The sequence below is a fragment of the Pseudomonas neuropathica genome, assembly GCF_051174785.1.
Taxonomy (GTDB): domain Bacteria; phylum Pseudomonadota; class Gammaproteobacteria; order Pseudomonadales; family Pseudomonadaceae; genus Aquipseudomonas; species Aquipseudomonas neuropathica_A.
In genome coordinates, this window is sequence record NZ_CP195111.1 from 3,187,276 (window position 1) to 3,209,348 (window position 22,073).

General features: G+C 54.6%; 24 protein-coding genes. 3 read left to right on the plus strand and 21 right to left on the minus strand.

The genetic code is table 11. The features are described 5' to 3' along the window. Window positions 1–71: 71 nt before the first annotated feature. Entirely contained in the window at window positions 72–1,472 is a 1,401-nt protein-coding gene (locus ACRRSD_RS14575) for an aminoacyl-tRNA deacylase and HDOD domain-containing protein (protein ID WP_435038461.1), read from the plus strand. 150 nt (window positions 1,473–1,622) lie between these two features. On the opposite strand, the gene ACRRSD_RS14580 is transcribed toward ACRRSD_RS14575, so the two are convergent. Then, the gene (locus ACRRSD_RS14580; RefSeq protein WP_435038462.1) at window positions 1,623–2,006 is read right to left on the minus strand and encodes an SCP2 sterol-binding domain-containing protein; all 384 of its coding nucleotides are present in this window, start codon (window positions 2,004–2,006) and stop codon (window positions 1,623–1,625) included. A 515-nt stretch (window positions 2,007–2,521) separates the two neighbouring features. Here ACRRSD_RS14580 and ACRRSD_RS14585 point away from each other — a divergent pair. Further along, window positions 2,522–2,893: a DUF6124 family protein gene (locus tag ACRRSD_RS14585; RefSeq protein WP_077575052.1), complete on the plus strand. Its 372-nt coding sequence runs from the start codon at window positions 2,522–2,524 to the stop codon at window positions 2,891–2,893. A 114-nt stretch (window positions 2,894–3,007) separates the two neighbouring features. On the opposite strand, the gene ACRRSD_RS14590 is transcribed toward ACRRSD_RS14585, so the two are convergent. The 17 genes from ACRRSD_RS14590 to ACRRSD_RS14670 all read right to left on the minus strand — a co-directional run bounded on the left by ACRRSD_RS14590 (window position 3,008) and on the right by ACRRSD_RS14670 (window position 16,667). Then, the gene (locus ACRRSD_RS14590) at window positions 3,008–3,169 is read right to left on the minus strand and encodes a hypothetical protein (RefSeq protein WP_186620174.1); all 162 of its coding nucleotides are present in this window, start codon (window positions 3,167–3,169) and stop codon (window positions 3,008–3,010) included. A 37-nt stretch (window positions 3,170–3,206) separates the two neighbouring features. Continuing rightward, window positions 3,207–3,740 (minus strand): N-acetyltransferase, encoded by a 534-nt coding sequence (locus ACRRSD_RS14595; protein ID WP_095113212.1) that lies wholly within the window; start codon window positions 3,738–3,740, stop codon window positions 3,207–3,209. Between the two features lie 227 nt (window positions 3,741–3,967). Beyond that, window positions 3,968–4,393 (minus strand): hypothetical protein, encoded by a 426-nt coding sequence (locus ACRRSD_RS14600; RefSeq protein WP_435038463.1) that lies wholly within the window; start codon window positions 4,391–4,393, stop codon window positions 3,968–3,970. A gap of 56 nt (window positions 4,394–4,449) precedes the next feature. Beyond that, on the minus strand, window positions 4,450–5,421 hold the full coding sequence (locus ACRRSD_RS14605; protein WP_435038464.1) for a hypothetical protein: 972 nt from the start codon (window positions 5,419–5,421) through the stop codon (window positions 4,450–4,452). Window positions 5,422–5,470: 49 nt separating this feature from the next. Continuing rightward, window positions 5,471–6,307 (minus strand): tetratricopeptide repeat protein, encoded by an 837-nt coding sequence (locus tag ACRRSD_RS14610; RefSeq protein ID WP_435038465.1) that lies wholly within the window; start codon window positions 6,305–6,307, stop codon window positions 5,471–5,473. Then, a complete protein-coding gene (locus tag ACRRSD_RS14615; RefSeq protein ID WP_435038466.1) occupies window positions 6,294–6,839 on the minus strand; it encodes a hypothetical protein in 546 nt (181 codons plus the stop codon). Before ACRRSD_RS14615 ends, ACRRSD_RS14610 begins: the two co-directional genes overlap by 14 nt. 4 nt (window positions 6,840–6,843) lie before the next feature. Beyond that, window positions 6,844–7,299: a hypothetical protein gene (locus ACRRSD_RS14620; RefSeq protein WP_435038505.1), complete on the minus strand. Its 456-nt coding sequence runs from the start codon at window positions 7,297–7,299 to the stop codon at window positions 6,844–6,846. Between the two features lie 86 nt (window positions 7,300–7,385). After that, entirely contained in the window at window positions 7,386–7,895 is a 510-nt protein-coding gene (locus ACRRSD_RS14625) for a hypothetical protein (protein WP_311884333.1), read from the minus strand. Beyond that, on the minus strand, window positions 7,892–10,342 hold the full coding sequence (locus tag ACRRSD_RS14630; protein WP_435038467.1) for an alpha/beta hydrolase: 2,451 nt from the start codon (window positions 10,340–10,342) through the stop codon (window positions 7,892–7,894). Before ACRRSD_RS14630 ends, ACRRSD_RS14625 begins: the two co-directional genes overlap by 4 nt. A gap of 9 nt (window positions 10,343–10,351) precedes the next feature. Continuing rightward, window positions 10,352–11,746, minus strand: coding sequence for a TIGR01777 family oxidoreductase (locus ACRRSD_RS14635; RefSeq protein WP_435038468.1), 1,395 nt, complete (start codon window positions 11,744–11,746; stop codon window positions 10,352–10,354). A 138-nt stretch (window positions 11,747–11,884) separates the two neighbouring features. Next, a complete protein-coding gene (locus ACRRSD_RS14640) occupies window positions 11,885–13,252 on the minus strand; it encodes a lysozyme inhibitor LprI family protein (RefSeq protein ID WP_435038469.1) in 1,368 nt (455 codons plus the stop codon). 20 nt (window positions 13,253–13,272) lie between these two features. Further along, window positions 13,273–13,734, minus strand: coding sequence for an XAC2610-related protein (locus ACRRSD_RS14645; protein WP_123593512.1), 462 nt, complete (start codon window positions 13,732–13,734; stop codon window positions 13,273–13,275). 9 nt (window positions 13,735–13,743) lie between these two features. Beyond that, window positions 13,744–14,169 (minus strand): hypothetical protein, encoded by a 426-nt coding sequence (locus tag ACRRSD_RS14650; RefSeq protein WP_137218258.1) that lies wholly within the window; start codon window positions 14,167–14,169, stop codon window positions 13,744–13,746. A gap of 47 nt (window positions 14,170–14,216) precedes the next feature. Beyond that, entirely contained in the window at window positions 14,217–14,966 is a 750-nt protein-coding gene (locus ACRRSD_RS14655; RefSeq protein ID WP_435034090.1) for a lysozyme inhibitor LprI family protein, read from the minus strand. A gap of 201 nt (window positions 14,967–15,167) precedes the next feature. Further along, window positions 15,168–15,743, minus strand: a complete 576-nt coding sequence (locus ACRRSD_RS14660) for a hypothetical protein (protein ID WP_435034091.1) — start codon at window positions 15,741–15,743, stop codon at window positions 15,168–15,170. A gap of 156 nt (window positions 15,744–15,899) precedes the next feature. Further along, window positions 15,900–16,157: a hypothetical protein gene (locus ACRRSD_RS14665; protein ID WP_435034092.1), complete on the minus strand. Its 258-nt coding sequence runs from the start codon at window positions 16,155–16,157 to the stop codon at window positions 15,900–15,902. A 3-nt stretch (window positions 16,158–16,160) separates the two neighbouring features. Continuing rightward, the gene (locus ACRRSD_RS14670) at window positions 16,161–16,667 is read right to left on the minus strand and encodes a hypothetical protein (RefSeq protein ID WP_435034093.1); all 507 of its coding nucleotides are present in this window, start codon (window positions 16,665–16,667) and stop codon (window positions 16,161–16,163) included. A gap of 70 nt (window positions 16,668–16,737) precedes the next feature. Between ACRRSD_RS14670 and ACRRSD_RS14675 the strand changes: the two genes are divergently transcribed. After that, window positions 16,738–17,106 carry a DUF6124 family protein gene (locus tag ACRRSD_RS14675; RefSeq protein ID WP_160060151.1) on the plus strand — a complete coding sequence of 123 codons (369 nt, stop codon included), beginning with the start codon at window positions 16,738–16,740 and terminating at the stop codon, window positions 17,104–17,106. Window positions 17,107–17,166: 60 nt separating this feature from the next. On the opposite strand, the gene ACRRSD_RS14680 is transcribed toward ACRRSD_RS14675, so the two are convergent. The 3 genes from ACRRSD_RS14680 to ACRRSD_RS14690 are packed head-to-tail and all read right to left on the minus strand — an operon-like array spanning window position 17,167 to window position 22,064. Beyond that, a complete protein-coding gene (locus ACRRSD_RS14680) occupies window positions 17,167–17,778 on the minus strand; it encodes a hypothetical protein (protein WP_435034094.1) in 612 nt (203 codons plus the stop codon). After that, window positions 17,778–19,973, minus strand: coding sequence for a hypothetical protein (locus tag ACRRSD_RS14685; RefSeq protein ID WP_435034095.1), 2,196 nt, complete (start codon window positions 19,971–19,973; stop codon window positions 17,778–17,780). Before ACRRSD_RS14685 ends, ACRRSD_RS14680 begins: the two co-directional genes overlap by 1 nt. Before the next feature lie 45 nt (window positions 19,974–20,018). Next, window positions 20,019–22,064: a type VI secretion system tip protein VgrG gene (locus ACRRSD_RS14690; protein WP_435034096.1), complete on the minus strand. Its 2,046-nt coding sequence runs from the start codon at window positions 22,062–22,064 to the stop codon at window positions 20,019–20,021. Window positions 22,065–22,073: the final 9 nt, after the last annotated feature.

The window sequence follows — 22,073 nt, forward strand, 5'->3', positions numbered from 1 at the left end:
GCAGTTTCTGACAGATCGTTCCGACCAAGCTGGTTATACTCCTGCCATTGTTTCAAAAACGGATACAGACCATGACCGAAGCCGCTCTCGCCCCCGCCCCCCCGCACGCGCCGTCTGTCATTCGGCTGCTGCTAGGCAAACTCGGGATCGCCTACGAAGAAGTGCTCGACCACCACGGCCTCAATGCCTCGCGCAAGGTACAAGCCGTGTTGCTGGACGACGCCGTCGGCGCGCTGATGGTGCTGTTTCCGCAGAGCCAATTGCTCGACCTCAATCGCCTCGCCGAACTGACTGGCCGTCGCCTCACCGCCGTCTCGACCGAGCGCCTGGAAAAGATGCTCGGCAAACACAGCCTGAGCCTGTTGCCGGGCCTGCCGGCGCTGACCAGTTCGCCGTGCCTCTACGAAGAAAGTCTGCTGCGCGAACCGAAGCTGCTGATCAACTCCGGTGAGCCGGGTCTGCTGCTGGAAATCGCCAGCGAAGACTTCAAGACCATGCTGACCAAGGCCAGCGCCGCCAATTTCGGCGAAGCCCTGAGCAGCATCCGCCCGAACCTCGACCGCCCGGACGATGACCGCGAGGAAATCACCCAGGCCGTGCAAGCGTTCACAGCGCGGCGCATTCAACAGCGTCTGGAAGCGACCATCGAGATTCCGCCGCTGGCTGAAACCGCGCAAAAAATCATCAAACTGCGCGTCGATCCCAACGCCACCATCGACGACATCACCGGCGTGGTCGAAACCGACCCGGCGCTGGCTGCGCAAGTAGTGAGCTGGGCGGCGTCGCCGTACTACGCGTCGCCGGGCAAGATTCGTTCGGTGGAAGACGCGATCGTTCGCGTGCTCGGCTTCGATCTGGTGATCAACCTCGCGCTGGGTCTGGCCCTCGGCAAGACCCTGAGCCTGCCAAAAGACCACCCGCAACACACCACGCCGTACTGGCAGCAGTCGATCTACACCGCCGCCGTCATCGAAGGCCTGACCCGCGCCATGCCGCGCGCCCAGCGCCCGGAAGCCGGCCTGACGTATCTGGCCGGTCTGCTGCACAACTTCGGTTACCTGCTGCTGGCCCACGTGTTCCCGCCGCACTTCTCGCTGATCTGCCGCCACCTGGAGGTCAACCCGCACCTGTGCCACAGCTACATCGAGCAACACCTGCTGGGTATCAGCCGCGAACAGATCGGCTCGTGGTTGATGCGCTACTGGGACATGCCCGACGAACTGGCCACCGCGCTGCGCTTCCAGCACGACCCAAGCTACGACGGCGCCTACGCCGAATACCCGAACCTCGTCTGCCTGGCCGTGCGCTTGCTGCGCAGCCGCGGGATTGGCTCCGGGCCGGATGAAGATATTCCGGATGCGTTGCTTGAACGTGTGGGCCTGACCCGCGACAAAGCCAACGACGTCGTCAGCAAAGTCCTCGAAGCCGAAGTCCTGCTGCGCGAACTGGCTTCGCAGTTCAGCCAAGCCTAAACAAAACAGGCCCGCTCCCCAAGGATCACCAAAATCCCTGTGGGAGCGAGCCTGCTCGCGAAGAATCCAACTCGGTCTAACTGACCACCCCTGATCATTCCCACGCTCCGCGTGGGAATGCGTCCCGTGACGCTCCGCGTCACCAAAGGCTCAAGCCTTAGGCTTAGCCTTCCTCGGCACCAAATACTTCATCAACCCCTGAAACCACATCACCAGCGCCGGGTTGCCCTTGAGCTGGATCGACTTGTCCTGAATCCCCTGCATAAACGCCAACTGCTTGTTCTTCGCCTGCATCGTGGCAAAGCCATACGCCGCATCCTTAAACGCAATCGCAAACGCCGGCTCCGCCACCACGCCAGACTTGCTGGTGATGCGCTGATCCTTGACCACGAAATGCCGCGCCACTTTCCCATCCAGCGTCTGCAGTTGAAACACCAGATCCTTGTCACCCAACTGCTGCTGGAACGCAGGATTTGTCCGGCTGGCCTTACCCATCAACAAACCCATCATCCACAGAAGAAAACGAAATTTCATGCGCACAGCCTCAAAAGGAAAATGAACGGCCGGGGGAGTGTAAGGGATTGGGAAGATAACGCCAGTATCTGACGCTGTTGGAAGAGGATGCAGACCAATTCCCGCACGATGACTGCCAAGTCACGATTCAGCAAGCAACGTCCTACACCTGTTGAAACACATCCCTGTAGGAGCTGGCGAAGCCTGCGATCTTTTGATCTTCCGGCCCGCGAATCTATGGGAAATTTCCTGCAAAGTGCGGTGCTGTCCATGAACTAGGCGAGTTGGTGCGGTGGGGATAGGCTCTGTGGGTCGCCGCAAAATCGGTGACTCGGACGTGCAAGTCCAGACTCGTCATGCATTCAGTTATGGCTATTCGCCGAGTGTTTTCCTATGCTCGCGAACTGTTATGGCGGCTGTGTATGGGAGGCCTTCGGGTCTGCCGGTTTCCGAGTCCGGTCTTGCACACCTATACACAGCTGCCACCCTTTCGAAGCAAGCGAAACGGTGTTGGCTCCATAACTCGGAAAATACCTATGATCAAACCAACACCCAATCCCCCAGAAAACCCGGATATTTCGCCCTACGAATCTCTGGAATCAAAGAAATTCCACGAAGCCGCCGAGCGCGCCCTCGACCACCATTTCAAACCAGCCGTCGATCCACACCCCAAACGCGAGAACGGCCTCTTCAAACTCTCCCCCGGCACCGACGCCGAAGCCCTCATGGCCAACGCCTCCGAAGACCTCCTGTCCATCAGCGTCATCGCCTGCGACCTCGCCGACGACCTCCACGGCTCCCGCCGCTCGGTGGCCCTGGCCCTGAGCAGAATGGCGGACGGTGTGAGATTGATGGTGGAAGGGACGCTCGACCAGATTGAAGTGCGAAGCGTGGCGGCCAAGCCGTAGCGAGATTTGCGGATGAAAAAAGGGGACGTTAAGTCCCCTTTCTGCAACTGTCTGTAAAAATCCAGGCACAAAAAAGCTGCCAATCACGGCAGCTTTTTTGAGAATCCGAAATCGTCAGCCAGCGAGTCGACCGACTGGCTCAAAATCAGAACCTTTGGCCAATGCAACATCCAGAAAACGGCTGCGCTTACCGGAGCGTTTGGCCAAAACTTCACGAGCTTCGGCCTGGAACCGAGCAGCCATCACAGGCTTTGGTTCATGTTTGGACTTTTTCATGGAAACCTCTCGGGTCTCGTAATTTGACTGGATAGTATTACCGCTCAACCCCAATAACAAGCCGGCCCGTCGGATCAAAGCCAAACCCTAAACTCTCATACAACGGTATAGCAGCGGCGGCTGGTTCTTGAACTTCAATTTCCGTACAGCCAATCAAGATCGCGTAGTTTTCAATCGCGGTTAATGCCAAAGCAGCCACGGTGCCTCGCAACGGATGAGATCTGTCCGGCTTGCCCTCCAGAATCACAATCTTGATGCACAGCTTGCTCTTGCGAGGCGACGCATAACATAACCCACATAATTCTTGATCGAACCAAAGCGAGACGTCAAAACCACGGGTGTCTGCTTGCTTCCATTGGTGCACATCGTGCCACGGGTACAAGGTAGCCTCATCTCCCCAAAGATCGGCCGCTTCGATGGCAACGGGAGTAATGGGCTCGTACTGAATTCGAGTTGTATCAATACCTCTGGTTATGAGGTTCTGGTTCCCACGCGCCAGATCTTCCGCTGCCTTGCGCGCTTCAGATCGCCAGATCTGGTAGCGATACCCGTTCCCTCGACTCTTGGACATGGACAACCACTGGCAATTTTCAAGGTCGAGAGCGTAGCGGCGTTTGAAGGCTTTTGAACATCAACAGAAATACCCTGACATTGATTATCTGGTCCGAGCAATCCGCGGCCCTCTAGCCTCAGCCACTTACGCCATCGCTCAACGGCAGGACGGGGTGAGATTGAACCTTGTCGTAACGAGATTTGTGGATGAAAAAAGGGGACGTTAAGTCCCCTTTCTTGAAGATTTCATCCCCACTGACAACCCGTCTCCGGAGAGGCCTCGATGCTGAAGTCTTCATCGAACGAATACTGTTTGCCGGATTTATAATTCGTGTAGCGCATCGAGTTCACCCGAGCGCCTTGCGTTGCAATGACATATTGACCCGTCACCGCACCGCCTGAAACTTCCACCCAAGTCGTCGTGAATTCGTAGGGCCCGCTCTCCGTCATGACGTACTCTTCGGTTCGGTGATGAACCAAAGCAATAGCTTTCTTCGACTTGCTGTACCTGACACTTGCGCCGCTCCATTTGGCAACCACGTCGTAATAGGTTCTGAACTCAAAATTGATGTTTTTGCCTTCCAGCGAGTGGAAGCACCTTACCTGTGTAGAAACTTCGCTGTGGGCCGCCAACGGCAACACCAACAACAGCACTAAAAATAACTTCTTCACAAATCCCTCTGAACCCGTTCTGTTGAATGCGCTTATGCCGATGAACGCCGGCGTTTCTAAAGCGAATAATCCGCCACTTCTTCCAGCCGCCAACACTGTCCACGGACAAACCGATACTCGAAGACGTAGTCGGTATCTGGCTTCTGCAGGATCGCGATCACCTTGTCACCCCGCTGTTCCTTGACGGTCAATGTCAGGCCCTGGGCCTCGCGCTTTGCTTGATCCGGAATGATTGGAAACTTGAGCTGATCGCCGCTAAGGCTGCGCTTTTCCATCTCGGGCTCGGGATCGCCGGCTACAGTCGTGACCATCTTCAGCGGCTGCTGGACGAAAGTTTTCTGCACGTCGGCGCGCTCGGAGAAAGCGGTGAGAAACTCGGAAAAGTCGGTCGAAGGGCAAGTGGCATTGGCCGTGTCACCATCGGTTTTGATTGGCTGCTGGCGATTGCCCGGATCCCGTTTTGAATCCGCAATCATCTTCGCATCCAGTTCCGCCAGGCGTTTCTTAATGCTCGCCGCATCCTTGTAAGCACACTCGACCGCAACATCGTCTTCCAGATTCAGACCGTCCAAGCAGTTCTCAAGCTCGGGATCTGGCGGGTCGCCGCTAAAAAACCGCAAAGCCAACTGATCACCGTCCTTCACCAGTGGCAATTCCAGCACCGAATAGGAATCACCTTCGAATTGACTGTGCGAGACTTTTTGTTTTGTCAGAACAAACATGGACTTCCCCGCTTGCTCCGGGAATTTGCGCTCGAAGAAGAACACCGAGGCGATCTGCTCACCTTCGACTTTCCACACATAATTCAGCGAAGGCTTCACCGCATTCATGGTGGTGTAGAAGATCTCGGCGTAAGGAACATGCCCTTCCCTCACTTGACCTTTGAGGTTGTTCTTCAAAAAGAACACCGTGATTTTTTGATCACCGAGCGAGGCAACTACCGGCGGATGCAGCTCACCGATGGTTTGTGGGTCACTTGCTAATGCCGGCTGAGCCAACAAGGCAACCATGAATCCGAGCGCACTCATACAACTTAAGAGCCTGGCCAATTCCACTCACTTCCCTGTTGATCAATCTTCAAATGTTTAGGCTTCGCTCAATCACTCTGTGCGGAATTTTCTGCGCCTTGCCATCGGCGCTCATCGCGTCGCGGTACTGGCTGTAATAGCGCTGCGCTTCATCTTTGCGATCAAGGCGCCAGAGTGAATCGGCGATGTTCAACATCAGCACCGTGCGTTTACCAACGGCCTCAACGCCGCGATAAAACTTCAGCGCCAGCTCATCTCTACCGCCCTCGGCCAGATAAAAACCCAGGTCGTTGTACGCCTGAACATTTTGCGCCGGAGGATGGCACGCCATGTAGGACTCTGGACTTAGAAAGTTCAGGTTCGATTCGATGGACTCTGCGCGGGACTGCGCAGCTTTGATGGTCGAGATATATTTCAACCATTCCTTCGGGGACTCCGTTTCCAGGCTAGGTGTGAGGACTTCGCCATCTTCCGAAAACCACTGATTACCCACCCATTTGCCAAGACAAAAACGAGGGGAACGCTCGGCCAGCACGCAACCGGTTTCCATGGAGATCACATCGCAATGCTGTTGCGACACGAGTTTTTCTTCTTGATTCTCGTCCGACAACATGCCGAAGACCACCGGATCGAGCAATAAGGTTTTCTTGTCAGGACTGAGCCAGTCCGGGTGTCCATCGGCGCCAACATCGGCACTGAAGAGCGGGAAGGTTTTGCCGTTGGCGGTGAACCATGCGGTCGCCGAATCCACACCGGGCATCGTCCATTTTGTTGCTCGAAACGTCACGGTGTGTCCGTCGATGCCGACAATTGGCGGATCATCGGCAAAAGCACTTGTGGCAACAAGGAGGTTGCCAATCATCAACACCCACTTAAGGCTGGCCATAGACGATCCTCTTCACTTCCGGGCTTTCTGACATCAGCTGTCTCTTCGTAACGCCATAAGCCTTGATCAGTTCTTCCCGAGATCCCTTCGAGCCAAATGAGCGCTGGTTATTATCGAAGCTGTATTGCTCCAATCGCCCTGTTGTCGAGTAATAGCCGTGCCACTCCCCGCAGGCACCACAACCGCCATAGCCGCCTATCGAAACAAGGCTGCCCTTGGTGCCTTCCACACAATCCATTGCCACAACAACATTGCTCAGCATCTTCGTCTTCGCACCGTCGGAAGTGAGCTGTGAAATTTTGCTGATATCGCGTCGAAGCACCTTGCTACCGATGTTGATGGTCTGGTCGGAACAGACCGGGATGACATGGGTTTCCGCACCATCCACCGTCACCGATCGGCAAGACGACACCAACACCACTTCAACACCGCCACACTGCATGACATCGCGCTGGGTAAAGGTGTCCGAAGGCGCGGCGAGAGCTGGCAGAGAGAGCAGCAGCGAAAGGCTGCCCGCGAGAAAACGGCTCATCCACTCACTCCTCATCCATCGGCGACGATTCCACATCGGTCATGCTCAGCAGCCGAAACTCATTGTTCACAAACTCGTAGTAACGCTCCCGATTACCACTTTCCAGTGCATTCCCCTGCGCATCTTCTTCGCCGTCGAGCGTGATGCCGGACACGATAATCAAGCTGCTGTCGGGCTGGTAAACCATGCCGAACGTGCTGCCGTCGTAAGCATTCGGTAGACCGCCAACGACTTCCCCAGTCTGAGCGTCCAACACTTCGCCACAAATGGCGCTGCCGCCACAGCCGAGCCTGTGCAGGATGTAATGGCCGGCGAAGTTGACCTTGCCTTTCAGGGCTTGCACCCGTGCCTGATCCATCATTGGGCTGCTGTTTTCTTGCGGCACCAGCTTATGGTTGGGGCCGGTGAAAACTGGCGTGACGGTATAATCCTTGAAGGCTGGATCGGCAGCGAATGCCATGGACGCGACAGCCAATATCAAGCTGCCGAGAAGAACCGAAAATCCTTTCACGTAGTAACTCCGTAAATGCAGTGGGGAGCCTCGGCTTACTCAGCCTGCCCTTCATAACGCTGTGTCTGCGGGTCGAATTGCCACAGATGTGGCCGGGTCATGGCCTTTTCACCCTTGTATCGAATCCGCCCGCGCCGGTCCCTGATGTAGGAGTAGATCTCGATGTCCTTGAACTCACCTCCCCCCTTGGGTGGGCCGTCCAGAACTTTGACCCCGGCGAAGTAATCGCCGCCCGAATACCTCAAATAACCACGACACTGGATCAGGAAGGCAAATGTGCTATCCATTGATGAGCCAATGCCGACGCGGGAATTGAAGATAAAGTCTTCGATGCCATCGCCATTTAGATCGCCGCGAAAAACCACGTGGCCCGGATCGATAGAAAATTCTTTTCCATCGAGACTGGAAAGTATGTCTTCCGGATGTTCACTGCTCTGCGACCATTGCGATAAGAAATATTTTGAGTCAGCTTCCTGATTGCAAACATCTGCCGCCATAACCGCTATCGGCAACCAGCTCACACATAACACCAGCAATCGTTTCACTTCGTATCCTTCGAATTGATCAATTCCAACTCACCATCGCGATACAACACCTCACACCCCACCCACGCCGGATCCACCTGCGGCATCACTGCGGACGGCTTGCGCAACTCCCGCAACAACGTCGAGCCATGCGACAAGCGTCCGCCCATCCGTGCAATCACCGCCCGCGCAGCTTGGTAGTGCGCGTGCCGCCCCGGATCGAGGGTGTCTTCGAGCAGGATGTCGGCGCCGAGGATGCCTTGCACCTGCCCCGGATAAATCATGAACCCGGTGGCCTGCTCCGCACCTTCACGACCGTCCTGCCAAAAGCTGCCGTCGCGGGTGCGCATGTCCGGATGCGGCACGAACCAGTGTTCGCGATCCGCCAGCGGCATGGCGTGGTGCAGGCGGAAGAAGATGCGCATCAGGTTGTCGCGGTACCACTCGCGCACTTGCAGGTAGTAGCCGCGCAGGCCCGGCAGGCCGGTCGAATGCGCGAGGCGGATCAGCCCTGACCATTGCGGGAATGGTTGTAATGGCAGCTCAGTCGCCGTAGGTCGAGGCGTAGCGGGATCGGTTTCCCACGGCAATCGATGTGGACTGTTTTCAAGGTTGTCGTAAGCGGTCGGCGGGCGGCCCAACGCGTCACCGCCGCTGCTGGCCAGCGCTGTAGCGATGCAAAGATTGCCTTGCACCACGAACACGTAAAACCGGGTGAACCAGTCCGCGAGTTGTTGGCCATCGGCAGCTTGAGCGACGAGTTCGGCCAGTTCCTGATCGAAGCGCTGCAAGCCATTTTCAAGGCTCAGCAAATGGCCGCGAGCCTTGCGTTGCATACGCAAAAACAGCGGCAACGAACGCAGCATCTTCAGCGGTTGCCACGGCAGATGCGGCGTCGCGCCGCCGACTTCACCGGCGTAGTTAGCGGCGCTGATTCCCCAGTCGGCCAGCCTTGCGAGGAACAAATCATTGTTGATATAGGACGCGCCGCCGAACACGGCGGTGAACGGTTCGTTGTCCTGCAGCACTCGCGCATCCCAACGCGCCATGATTGCCGGGATACTCGCTGCAGCACGGCGCTGGGCGTATTCCACCAGCACGCTCGGTTGCGGCGGCAGGATCTCGGCGATATTGGCGGCGGTGAGGTGCCGGCGCCAGCCGTAGTCGCTGATCGGCCGGTATTGCAGCAACCACAATTGCGCGCCGTCCCAGGCCCATTCGACGTCGCCGGGCACGTAGTGAAACACGCGCAGCACGTCTTGCAGAAAGCGCCAGAGTAGGTCTTCGGTCAAGCCATGGGCCGGTGTGAAAGTGCCGCTGCGCCACGCATCGCCGAGCCGCGAAAGCGTTGCCCGCGAGGGGCTGACGTGACCGTCGGCCAGCGATTCGAGATGGCCTTCAACCCATTCCAGCTCTACCGAGAGATGTCGCACGAACGCGATGCCGGAAACGACCGGCGTGATGAAGCGTTGCACCACCACTTCCTCGACGCCCTCGGCCGTCAGTTCGGCGATGCGTTTCGGCACATTGGCGGTCGGCTCGCGCAGATAAGTTGTGCTCAAACCGGCATTCGCCGAATCGGCCTGATCCTCGCCATAACTGGAAGAGCGCACCGCCCAGGTCACATCAGACTGGGCCGCGAGAAATGCCGGCAGACGCGGATCGCTGTAATCGTTGAGCGTCAGCGCCGCCGGCACCGCTTGCCGCGCCAGTTCAGCCAGGCGCAAACGCCCGCCCTTGGTGTGCGCAACAAACCCGCGCTCGCCCGACTCCAGCCACTGCGCGAACTGCGCAGGCGAGTCGATCCACGGGTAGTGACCCCAACCAGATTTGAGGCTGATGGTCAGATCAGCGCGGGCGAGAATCGCCGACCAAGCCGCCGCTTGCTCGATGCCGAGCACCGCGTCCTGATCGCCCCAAACCAACTCGACCGGATCGGTGATCCACTCCAGCAGCGGCAACGCGGTATCGGCGCGAATCAGATCCCAGTGCGGTACAAACGCACGGCAGCGCGCATAGCCGGCGCCCATGCGCTGGTACTGCGCGGGCGTCCAGGTCTGGTTGGAGAACTTGCGCGCGAACAGCGTGGGTTTGTTCGACAGCAGCCAGTGGATGGTCTTGCGGATCGGCAGCGGTGACATCAGCGCCGGCAATCGACGCTGCCACAAAAATGCCCCAACCGGCGCCAACAGAACACTGCGCGAAAAGTGCCCGGGCCGACGCTGCAACGCGTGCAGCACCAGCAACGCATTGACCCCGACTGCCATGATCGCGCTGCCCTTCTGCGTCATCGCCAACAAGGTCTGCGCGTAGTCCGCCAGATCTTCGCAGGGTGGCTGCGGATTGGCGCCGAAGCCCGGCAACTCCAGCGGCACCACGTCGTAGCGCTGGAAGTGCGGCAGTGCGTCATCCCACCAATCGGCAGCGCTGCCGTTGCCGGCCAGCAGGTACATCAACGGCTTGCTCATGAGCGATCCTCAGGTCAGATCGCGCAGAGCGGCGTCGAGGGTTGGATAGCGGAACGTGTAGCCAGCCTCGGTCAAACGCTGCGGCAGCACGCGCTGACCATCGAAGAACAACTGCGCCATCTCCCCCGCCATTGCACGCACTGGCGCGGCGGGAATGTGCAACCACACCGGGCGCTTGAGGACCTTGCCGGCCTGCTCGGCGAACGCCGCCTGACTGACCGTTTCGGGCGCGACCATGTTGTAGGTGCCACGCAGAGTGTCGTCGTTGAAAGCCCGCGCGATCACCTGAAGCACATCGTCGCGATGCACCCAGCTCATGATCTGCCGACCGTCGCCCATGCGCCCGCCGAAACCCAAGCGGAAAGGCAGCAGCAACGGCGTCAACGCACCGCCGGGGCCGAAGACCACGCCAAGACGCAGCACCACCTGACGCACTCCAAACTCAGTGGCCGATTGCGCGGCGGCTTCCCAACGCGCGCAGAGTTCAGCCATGAAACCGTCACCCTTGCTGGCGTGTTCGTGGAGGCTTTCGCTGGCATCGCGCACGCCGTAGAAGCCGATGGCCGAGGCTTGAATCCATAGCGCTGGTTTGTGCTTGGTGTTCTTCAGCCAGGTTATCAATGCCTCGGTGGTGCCGACTCGGCTGGCGAGCAGTTGAGCCTGACGTTTGGGAGTCCAGCGTGGGCCGGCGACGGGTGCGCCGGCGAGATTGATCAGTACGTCGAAGGCTTCATCGTGGCTGAGTTCGCTGAGCGAATGCACACAGCGGATGCGGCCGTTGAACAGGTTGGCCGCGTTCAACGGATCGCGCGTTAGAACGCTGACCGAATGGCCGGCGTCGAGCATTAGGTTGACCAAGGCTTCGCCGATAAAACCGGTGCCGCCGGTGATTAGCACTCGCTTGAAAGCGCCATCGGCAAACGGGTTGGATTGGCTCGGTGCCTTTACTGAAGAAGCCTTTCGGCGGTCATGCCGATACAGCCAGAACAGTGGCGGCAACAACACCAGCAATGCAAAACCATCTAGCCATAGATGCGACCAAACCTGTTGTTGCGCTGAGAGCCACATGTCCTGCGGCGCCCATAACAGGATGCCGGCGCTCAACCAGCCCCAGACTGCCGGGGTTTTCAAGCGACTGCCCAAGTGCACCAGCGCGAGCATGTACAGCGAATAACTTTGCAGCGTCGCGCCGAAGAGTGCGAGCCACCAGACCTGTTGTTCGTGGCCGGCGGCAGGTACCGCATCGGCGCCCCAGAATGCGAGTTCGAGATTGTGCAGGTAGCCGTCGAGTAATCCGGAATGACCGGCCCAGGTCAGGGTAAGGCCGGCGAGAATGTGCACGACTGCGGCGGCGTATAGCCAGAGCACCAACGCTTGGCGAAGGGAGTTCGAGGGGGCTGGCATTCCGTGTCCTGAGCGCATTCCTTGGGGGTGGGGAGTTTAAAGGAAAATCGCGGTCGTCAGATGCTCAAAAACTAAACGTTTTACCGGACGAATTCAGACTCAACGACTGCGAAAACGCATCAGACATGACCCGGCATTTCAGATGCAGTGACTGGCCTTGATCTGCTCAGCGCCTGTCGATCCCAATCGCCCCACGTTGAAGATGCCCAACTGATTACCTTTGTCAGCCGCCATCTGATAACAGGCTAACGCTCGGGACATATCCTTCGTTCCAAGCTCGCCACCTTCAAAGGTCGAGGCCAGATAATTCATCGCGTCTGTGGAACCCATGGTGATCGCCCGAATGACCTGCTCTTTCGCCTGCTCGGGATGGAGGCAAGGGCCGTTATAGTCGGTGGAGTTTCCGACACAAAAAAACGTGGCGTAGGCCAGCGCGCCACTCGGTATTTTCGAGGCCGCTTTGAACAGCGCCTCTACTTTGCTGGTTTCCAACTGGGATGCCATTTGAGAAAGACTCAGGCTTGCCGCCGAAAGACTTGCCTCTGCATCACCTGACTCCGCAGCACATACATAATTTTCCAGGGACGCTTCAACCAGTTCCACCGTTAGAGGGTATTGCTCAAGCAACCCAAGCCCACCTAAAGCTTCAGCACGCTGATCACAGAAGTTCTCGGCGCGGCTCATTCCTGGATTACGTGTTGCGACAAGATCCTTCTCACTGATCGACCAATCCTCAATCCCCTCAAGCACCCAGCACGCCTGACGAGAGAAGTTGAAGATTTTCACATTGCTGTTACCTGCCCTCTTATCCACCACATTGACGTGACTGTCATCGACCTCTTCGATTTCGACTCCAGGTGTCTTGCCGGGCGTGATTGCAGCCATCAGCGGATAGTTGAAAGTAGTTCCACTGACACCCGAAGTCGAAGGTTCAAAGGTACTTCGATCCTTTCCCGCCACCGGTTTCAACACCAGGGACTTGACCGTCATTGCAGTCAGACGGCGCTGTGATTCGCTGTTGGCGGAAAACGCTGTCAGGAAAGGCGCGAACTCCTCCGAGGGGCAAGCGTCGCTGGTGGATGCCGTCGAAACGTTCTTGTCGGATGCAAGAGCAGGGACGATCTTGTCCAGATACACCGAACGCTCACGACTCATTCTGGCGATGCACGAGTTAACCGCGAACACATGCGCTGGCATCCCCGTCTCGATCTCGAAAGCCTCCAAAGGGCAGTTCGCATCGCGCAATTTCAACCACGCACGTTGCGATTCTTTAACCTTCGCCGCGTACTCCGCACCCAACGCCGGATCTGCTCGATACTCAGACTCAAGTCGCGTCATTAGCTGCTTGTAGCTGACATTCAACTGCGCATCGGCAGCCTTCTTCGCCGCCTCCGAGCAGGGCACCATTTCCAGGCTTGAGGTGACATGGCTGCAATCGTCCTGCGCATAGGCCGCTGAAACTGGCAGTAGTAGCGCGGCTAGCAGGGTAAAAACAAAACGGTTCACAGTGTTCTTCCTTGAGTCATTCAGGCTTTGCGTTTGGTGAATCGGGTGATGCATTGCTTGGGTATGTTCATTTCCCAGTAAGTGCTGAGCAACGCTTTACGTTTTTTGTCGACGCGCAGGTTAACGAAGCCATCGCCGCAGTCCGGCTGCAACTCTTCGAACATGCCGGTTTTGGCTTGGTAAACGAACACTCGGTAGTAGTGGTAAGTGCCCATGCCGTCATCAAGCTGCCAGATCGCGAAATCCTTGGCGCCGTCGAAATTGAAATCGTCGAACTGCATGTGGAGTTCGTTTTCGGCTTCAAAATCGATTGTTCGCGACTCGCTGTGCGCTTCGCTTTTAACTGCGATGTTCAGCTTGGAGCCTTCGAGAACCAGCGTCGCGTCGACGCCTTTGGTTGGGCTGAACGTGGTGGTTTCGGCCAACGCCGGGATCGTCCACATCAGGCCGAGCAGCGATACCGCTAGAGTTTTGAATTGCATGTGCTCGCCCTACTCCCACTTGCATCCGGACTCCAGAGAGGAGTCGATGCTGGTGTTATTTCCGAAATGAAAAACCTTGCCGTTAGACCTCTTCGTGTAAGACATCGAGACGATGTGCGTCCCTTGAGACACGAACTGATAGGTTCCCGTGACGTTGCCGTTGATGACTTCAGACCAGGTTGTGGTGCTCTGCCAAGGCGCATCGGGACCGAGCATTTCGTCCTCGTAATCCGTCAGCACAATGGAAATGGGTTCGCTGGACTTGGCGTACTTGACGAAGCCACCGGACCATTTGCTGGCTTCGTCGTAGTAGGTACGGAGTTCGAACTTTACCGGGCTCGATTGGGATAGTTCGAAGCAAAGTGATTCGGTGGTGACTGCGCTTTGAGCGCCTAAAGGAAATAGCGCAAAAAAGAGAAAGAAAAGTTTGTTCATGCTCATCCAAGTCGGCGCTTTCGCGCGAATGCTCTGGCTTGTCCGTTTCAACGTCTGTTCTTGTCCGGTGCCAAAGCTAATTGGCGAGCGCGCTCTATCGTCGCGCGAATCAGGCAGGCATCGGACCACTCACCGAAAACTGATTTATGCAATTTCGGGTCGGCCTGGCACTCCGCATCTCGAAATTTCATCCAGGCTCTTTGAGTTTCCCTCAGTGCTTTCTGACCGCTTTCGTCCAGCCGACTCATACGATCCCGATATACAGAATTCAGCAATGCATCCGCATCAGGAACCATCAGATCAAGAACACCATTTCCCGAGGGAAACCACTCAACGTCCGCCAATGCCTGTTCGCTCTCATTGTTCCAATTGTAGAGGCCGTTTTCTTCGATCTTCAGTGTGGCGGATCGCTGATGGTGATTCGTCGGATCGCTCTCGCTGACCTCCGAGCGATAAACAACTTCCAAATAGATAGGGTCGGTTGTGCGCTGAGGATCATTCAATAGCGTTTGCCGAACAATGGCCCGTTGCTTATTGCTCTCAGTGATCTCTATCGAAAAGCATGGATCCGGCCCAGGACGTTCTGCGGACGCCTTCCTCTCCAGGCATTGATTACGAACCGCCATGGAAGGGGTATCCGAACCGCCACCCACATCAACGACTCTGACAAGCAACCGGACTTCCGGGTCCTTGGAAAAGTCGGCCTGAAGGATGGTGGCAATCATCGTGCCCTCAGCCATGACCACAGGCGACAGTATTGAAAGTAAAAAAATGAGGCTGAATCTGAAAAACTGCATTCCTTGGCGTCCGTAAAAAATCAGTGATCCGTTCAATTCTGAACGGGCCTACGACAGAAAATAGAGTCAGAACCGACAAACGGGCCAGATCTATTTAAGTTCTCAACTAAATTCAAAGCGGTCGAGCGTAACAAATAAATCCGTTCCCTTTGATTATTATAAAATTCAGCTGAAAACAAATCCTTCCTCTACCTTAGAGCCTCACTCAACAAACTCAATAGTTTCAACCATCTTAATGACCTCCTTCAACGCAGAGCCATTTAGATCATTCAAGTAGGCCACATTTCCACCTCCACAAAGTGCAGCAGATCCATGGGGGATGCAGAATCCAAACCCACGCGTTCGGTCCTCTTCTTCACCATTTGTAACGTCCTGAGATATCGCTGGTCCTTCCCAGTTCTTCCCTTTTAATACATAAAAAGTATTATGCATGGACGTGTCAGCCGCAACATCTGGATCCAAACTCATGACCCATCCTTTGTCAGTCATTTTCCCACCCGAAAAGTTAGCAAAAGTTTGGGCAACGGCGGGATCCACACATCGAAATTTCAAATCGACTTCTATCGGCCGCCTAGAATCAGGCTTAATAACTTTCGAATAAAATAAGAGCGCAGGCACTTCTTCCTTATCCACCTCATAATCACCACCATACAAATTATTAATTTTAAATTTGCACACATTGAGATCTGCAAATATGACCGACGACTTCACATTCGCTTCATTAGCGAACGAAACCGACGAAATTGAAAGAACCAAAACAATCAACCAAACCTTCATCACTGCCTCCTCCCCTTAAACGGGTCTGGGAGCTCACTACTCCTGTTGTTGACACTTGTTGCAAAGCTTCATCAGCAGCGTAGCTGTATTTATATTTACCATTGCTATCAAAGAGGCCAGATGCAGCTAAGCTTTTTTTGAACTCAACAGGCTCAATTAAAAAATATTTTCTTCTGTCAGAATATCTGGCTTTGAACTTACGTTCGAAACCAGTTCTCCGTAGCAAATACCATCTTCAAGTTTTACGTTCAATTTAAAACCTGGGATATCTGGGATTGAAACTCCACATATATTTGAAGGCTGTGACTGAGCCACCGAAAAAACCGACATGAAAAATAATCCAAAAGCAAAAATAGGGATAGACCACGATTCACTGTCCAACACTAAAACGTAGTCTGCCCCTGTATCACTCATTACCTATCCACCTTCATATTCAACATGATAAGTTTTTGAGCCTTTAAGTAACGACAGCATACGCTTTCTGGTAGTTTTAACATCTTCTTCGTCGCCACAGGCCTCTATCATAAAAACATGATCAGTGCCAGCCTCCAATACGGCAGTAAAGCAGTATGAGTTAGAATAATATATTCCTTCCCAGCCGGACCAATTGACCCCAGAAACACGACTAGCCTTTGACAGCGGCTGCATTCCCGTACCAATCTTCAATCCGTCGGCCTCCTGTACAAAGCCGCTAGCTACCGCGTCTGGAAAACTCATCGCTACGCAGTTCATCTGTACATTTTCTGTTCTACCATCTTTATATTTGTACTTAACAAATGAAATATCATCATCAGTCTTGAAAAACAAAACATCAGGAGATTCATTTACCTCCATGACACAACCTTTACTTTGCACAACTACGCTATCACTAGCGTGCACAAACAAAAACGAACTTAACAGATACAAAAAAATAAATTTATTCATTTTTCTGCCTTTTTACAAATCAACAAAGGTGACAGATTTATTTGGGTTCAACGATAAAACCATCGGATAAATAAATCCGTCCCCTTTACCAGTCCCCGCCGAAGAATCCCTCGACACTGCAACGCTCGACAGAGAAGCCGCCGACCGCGCCTTCGCCCATTACTTCCCACCTACCCATGACAAACCGTCCAAACGCCGCAAAGGCAGACTCTTCACCATCTCCACCGGCATTGACCCGGAAGCCCTCCTGGCCAACGCCTCCGAAGACATGCTGTCCATCAGCGCCATCGCTGCCAAATTAGCCGACGATGTCGAAGGCTCAAACCGCTCGGTGGCATTGGCACTGAGTCGAATTGCCGATGGTGCGCAGCTCATGGTGGAACGTGCGTTGGATCATCTGGAAGAGTTGATAGCGGCGAGGCAGGAAGCGATAACGTAAACGGAACGAGGGGGACGGATTAAGTTGACAGCCCGTCCCCTACCCCCCCCCCTATATCTACTAGTTTTTGCTCGGTGTCATAGCCTCAAATGAAGATCTAATATCAGATAACTTAGGATCACTTTTGAGGTTTGACCTAGGCACACATGCAGAAAACTTGACCGTTGCACCTTTCACGCCTTTCAACCCATAGAAACAGTCGAACCACAGCCCCTTTTTTCTCACCGAGTACTTACTCTCAGCTGCAGCTCTGTCTTTTTCAGAGTCCCAAAGCATAAAAGGGGACATTAATACTCTGACTGCGGCGGAGCCCGACGCTGACGAATGAGCAAGATCCACCTCTCCCGTTTCTGACCCTTGTTGCAAAGCTTCATCCGCAGCATAGCTGTATTTATATTTACCATTGCTATCAAAGCGGCCAGATGCAGCTAAGCTTTTTTCAAATTCAACAGGCTCAATTAAAAAGACATTCTCCTCTGTCAAAATATCTGGCCTTAAGCTTACGTTCGAGACCAGTTCTCCATAGCAAATACCATCTTCAAGTTTTACGTTCAATTTAAAGCCTGGGATGTCTGGAATTGAAACTCCACACATAACCAGAGGATGTGACTGAGCCACCGACAAAACTGTGGCTAAAGACAACCCAAAGAGACGAATCAATAATTTTTTCATTACAAGGACCTTTTATGAAAAGCACTCGGCGGTGTAGACACTAACTCGGAAATAAAATAGTAGGCATGTTTAAAAAAGTGGCGACGTCTGGCAAGGTGAAGAGAAGCCCTGTTTATTTGCCGGGTCAAAGAAAGAACTTTCGTGTCTGCCGCTGCCAATCCCGCTGCGGTACTTAACTCTGTTCCGCTAAGTGCGTCAGCGTCTCTATGTATGTTTTTTACACCTCTTAGAACCCAAGAACCAGCGAGGGTCCTGTCCCTTAAATCTTCTTTTACCCAATAGTATCCAGCACTATCACAGGCGTTGTCTGCTACGTCCGAAACGTCCAAATGGGCCATACCAGAAACGAAATTCTTACCTCGATAGGTACCGTATTTCGAGTAGAGTTCACGCCCAGTCATTTGAATAACCCCTCTCCCAATATATTTAGGGCCATCGCCAGGACTACAATTACCGATAGGAGATAAATTATGTATCCCTGCCCCCCACTCTGGAACAGCTCGCTGAATGGTAACATTACAACGCCCTTCATATCCGCGAGTAAAATAATCAGTATTCCCGTATTCACGTGTAGTTCTGAGCAGGTCAGTTTCTGTCAATGCTTGGGAAAACAAAGCCGAAATTCTTTCGGGGGTAGAAAAATTGTACTTCCTCATCATTTTATTTAGGCTCAGATGCATTCCCGCAGGACGATAGCCTTGCTGAGAGCTAGCACCTTCGAGTGTTAGTCTAGTTTTGACAGTTGCATTATCAACCTCACCCGGAGCATCCGCTCTAAGCGTGGGTATTACCTGCATCATCTCGTCCAAACTTAGCCATCCGCACTTTCTAAATAGCGTTACAAACTGTTTTGGCGGAAAATGCCAGTGTTCAGCGTCGATACCCTCTAAATTAGCCTCCTCCCAGAATGCCAAAGCCTCATAATGACTTTTGAGACGTTCGTAGATTTCGTTCGAGACGATGGGTGTATCGCCATCTTTTAACCAGCCAAATCTATCGGTGAAATTTTCTTTTTTCCATTCAGTCGGAAACTTACATATAAGACGGCTTATTTTCGCGTACATCTCGGGCTGACTTAATATAGCTCGACACTGCTCCCGTTCTTCGGCAGTTACGGGGGCGCTTGCGATGCCGAGCAAACTCAAAACCGACTTAGACTGGCAGCGGCCATCACCGTTAGTGTCATCATCCACCAATATCCAACCTTGCCAATGTGGAAAGTCCGCATCGCTGCACATCGTAATAGTCGGGCCATTAAGATTTATCCAACCTGCACCATTTGGCGATGTTATTTTTCGCCAATGCGCACAATCTGCTGGCTGTAAACTATCAGAGCTAAGCACTCTTCCGAATCTTAGTAACTCATAGCCAGCACTAGTACAATTCGGATATAATTTCGATGCATGTGCGTAGAGATTATATTCATAGTCGGATTCATCAGCGCGCTCATCTTGCAACACACCGTGCTCATCAAACATAGACAATTTACACTGCCCACGACTGTAACTCATACGAAGAAACGAGGTTTCTTCTGGCCGATATATAACAGCGGATGTATTCACTGAACTCTTGGGGTCGGCAGGGCGATCTGTGTACAATATGGCCTCGGGAGGCAACTGAAAGTACATATCCCCCCAACAGCTATCCGTACGCCCACTACTGCCACCCATCTTACTAGTTGACCGCCCTGTAATCTTTGATACCTGATCCTGAGCACAAATCACTTCAAAGTGAATTTTGTTAGGTTTCCCGTAAATACTACCAGCGACGCCCAACTTGTCCTTACGATAAACGCGCAAACCTACGCTAACGTTCGCAAGAGAAATAGAAGACAGGTGCATATAAATAGAATAAAAAACAATACTCGCCTGTGCACCTTCACCAATATCTGTTTCGTGCTTTATAACTAAACACCCGTTATCGGTCCAGCCACCGCCATAATTAAGTGCCTCAGAACTGTGCTCTGTGGAAGGCTGACGAAAGTAAGCGATCTTCCCATCCGCGATAGCGCGAACCGGCAAGGAACTACCAGCTACCTGAGGAGCCGTAAGATGGACACCACCATGCCACCCCATATCGTAACTTACTGGGAATGCGCCATTTCCTGGCTCTCCGGCGATCATAGCCCTATCGAGATAGTCCTGATCAGTCTCATTTGCAACGCTTGCAGGAATAAAGGGAGGGCTAATTAACATTGATATGATCCATTTATATTCATTTCAGATCCATAGAACTACGCTTTACAACGAGAACGGATAATCCACATCGGGTTTCGGCTCTTTAGGCGCGTTCGCAATCGCCTGATCCATCAAACTCCCCGCCTGATCCTTATCCGCCGCCCCCGGCAGCACCGGCGGTTTAATCCCGATGCCAGTCCCCGACCCCGCAGAACCACCCGCATTGATCTTGATCACCGGCCCAACCACCGTAACCCCACCGCCATCGAGCTTGATAAAGCTCCCACCCCCAAGAATGGTCAGCTCCGTCCCCGCCTCAATAACAATCTTGTCCCCAGCCTTGAGGTGAATCTCTTTCCCCACACTGGTCAGTTGCGCAGTCCCCAGCTTCACATGCTGGTTCTGCCCAATCGTCAGGTGATCATCCAGCTTCGCTTCAACCTTGCGATCGGAAATCGTCGTGCGGTGTTCCTCAGCCTTCAGCTCGGTGTAGGTGTTCTTAACCACCGTGTCATGACGCTCATTACCGACCCGAATCTTCTGGTCATGCTCAACGTTTTCATCCCAATCACGCTGCGCATGAATGTAGATCTGCTCCGCACCTTTCTTGTCTTCGATGCGCAGCTCGTTGTAGCCACCGCCCCCCGGAGAGCTAAGCGTTTTGAAAACGCTGCGCGTCTTGTTCGCCGGCAGTGCGTACGGCACCGGGTTTTCCTTGTGGTACAGGCAGCCGGTCACCAGCGGTTGGTCGGGGTCGCCTTCGAGGAAGGTGACGAGGACTTCCATGCCGATGCGCGGGATGCTGATGGCGCCGTAGCGGTCGCCGGCCCAGGAGCTGGAGACGCGCAGCCAGCAGCTGGTTTTGTCGTCGGCCTGGCCTTCGCGGTCCCAGTGGAATTGCACCTTGATGCGGCCGTATTGGTCGCAGTGGATTTCTTCGCCTTTGGGGCCGGTGACCATGGCGGTCTGGCTGCCGAGGACGCGCGGTTTCGGGTGTTCGAGGGCCGGGCGGTAGAACACGTCCCACGGGGTGGCGAGGAAGGTGTTGCGGTAGCCCTGGTGGAAGTCGTCCTTGTTGTCGGTGGTGTCGCTGGTCACGCCTTCTTCGAGGACTTGCGGCTGCTTGCCTTCGTGGAAGAGTTCGGTGAGCAGCCACAGGTCGTTCCACTCGGTGCGTGGGTGGTCGGACAGTTCCATGAAGTGGCCGCTGACCAGTTTGGTCTGGTCGCCGCGACCTTCGGCCTGGCGGTAGTCGGCGCGGTGGCGTTCGAGGGCGCGTTGGCTGAGGAACTTGCCGCGCGCGCGGTCGATGAAGCGGCCAGGGTAGTCGTAGTCTTCCAGATCCGGTTCGGCATCTTTGCTATCGAGAGCGCCTTCGGGTTTGTACGCCGCTTCCATTTGCAGGCGCGGTTTTTCGAAGTCGTAGTCGCGGCGCGTGGTGCGGCTGGTGCGGGTTTCCAGGCGCAGTTTGAAGCCTTTGATCACCGGTTCTTCGGCGACCATGCCGCTGCCCTGCACGTACGCGGTTGGCTGGCCGAGTTTGCGGAACACAGTCTGGTCGTCGCCGAACACCAGCAGGTGGGCTTTGTCGCTGTGCTGGAAGTGGTAGTGAATACCTTCTTCTTCGCACAGGCGCTGGACGAAGTGCAGGTCGGTTTCGTCGTATTGCACGCAGTAGTCGCGGTCCGGGCACGGCTGACTCAGCTGGAAACTGTAGGCGTTTCCTTTGATGCCGTGCTCCTCAAGGATCAGCGCGATGATTTTCGGCGCTGACATCTGCTGGTAGATGCGCTGGTTGGTGCGGTGATGCAGGTATTGCAGTTGCGGCACCATCGACACTTTGTAGCGGGTCAGGCGCTTGCCGGCATCGCCTTGGGCGACGCGGTAGATCTGGCCGTGGATACCCGAGCCTTGTGGATCGAATGCGAGAAACGCCTGCTTGTGCAGCAGTTGTTCGAGGTCCAGATCAGGGTTTTCGCTGACCAGTTCGAGGTCGAAACGAAACGGCTGGCTGATGCCTTCGGTGCCGGTGAACGACAGTACTTGCAGGTCGCCGACGTAGTCTTCGACCTTGAGGCTGAAGTGGGTTTCGTTAGCTGGGTTGAACATAAAGTGCTC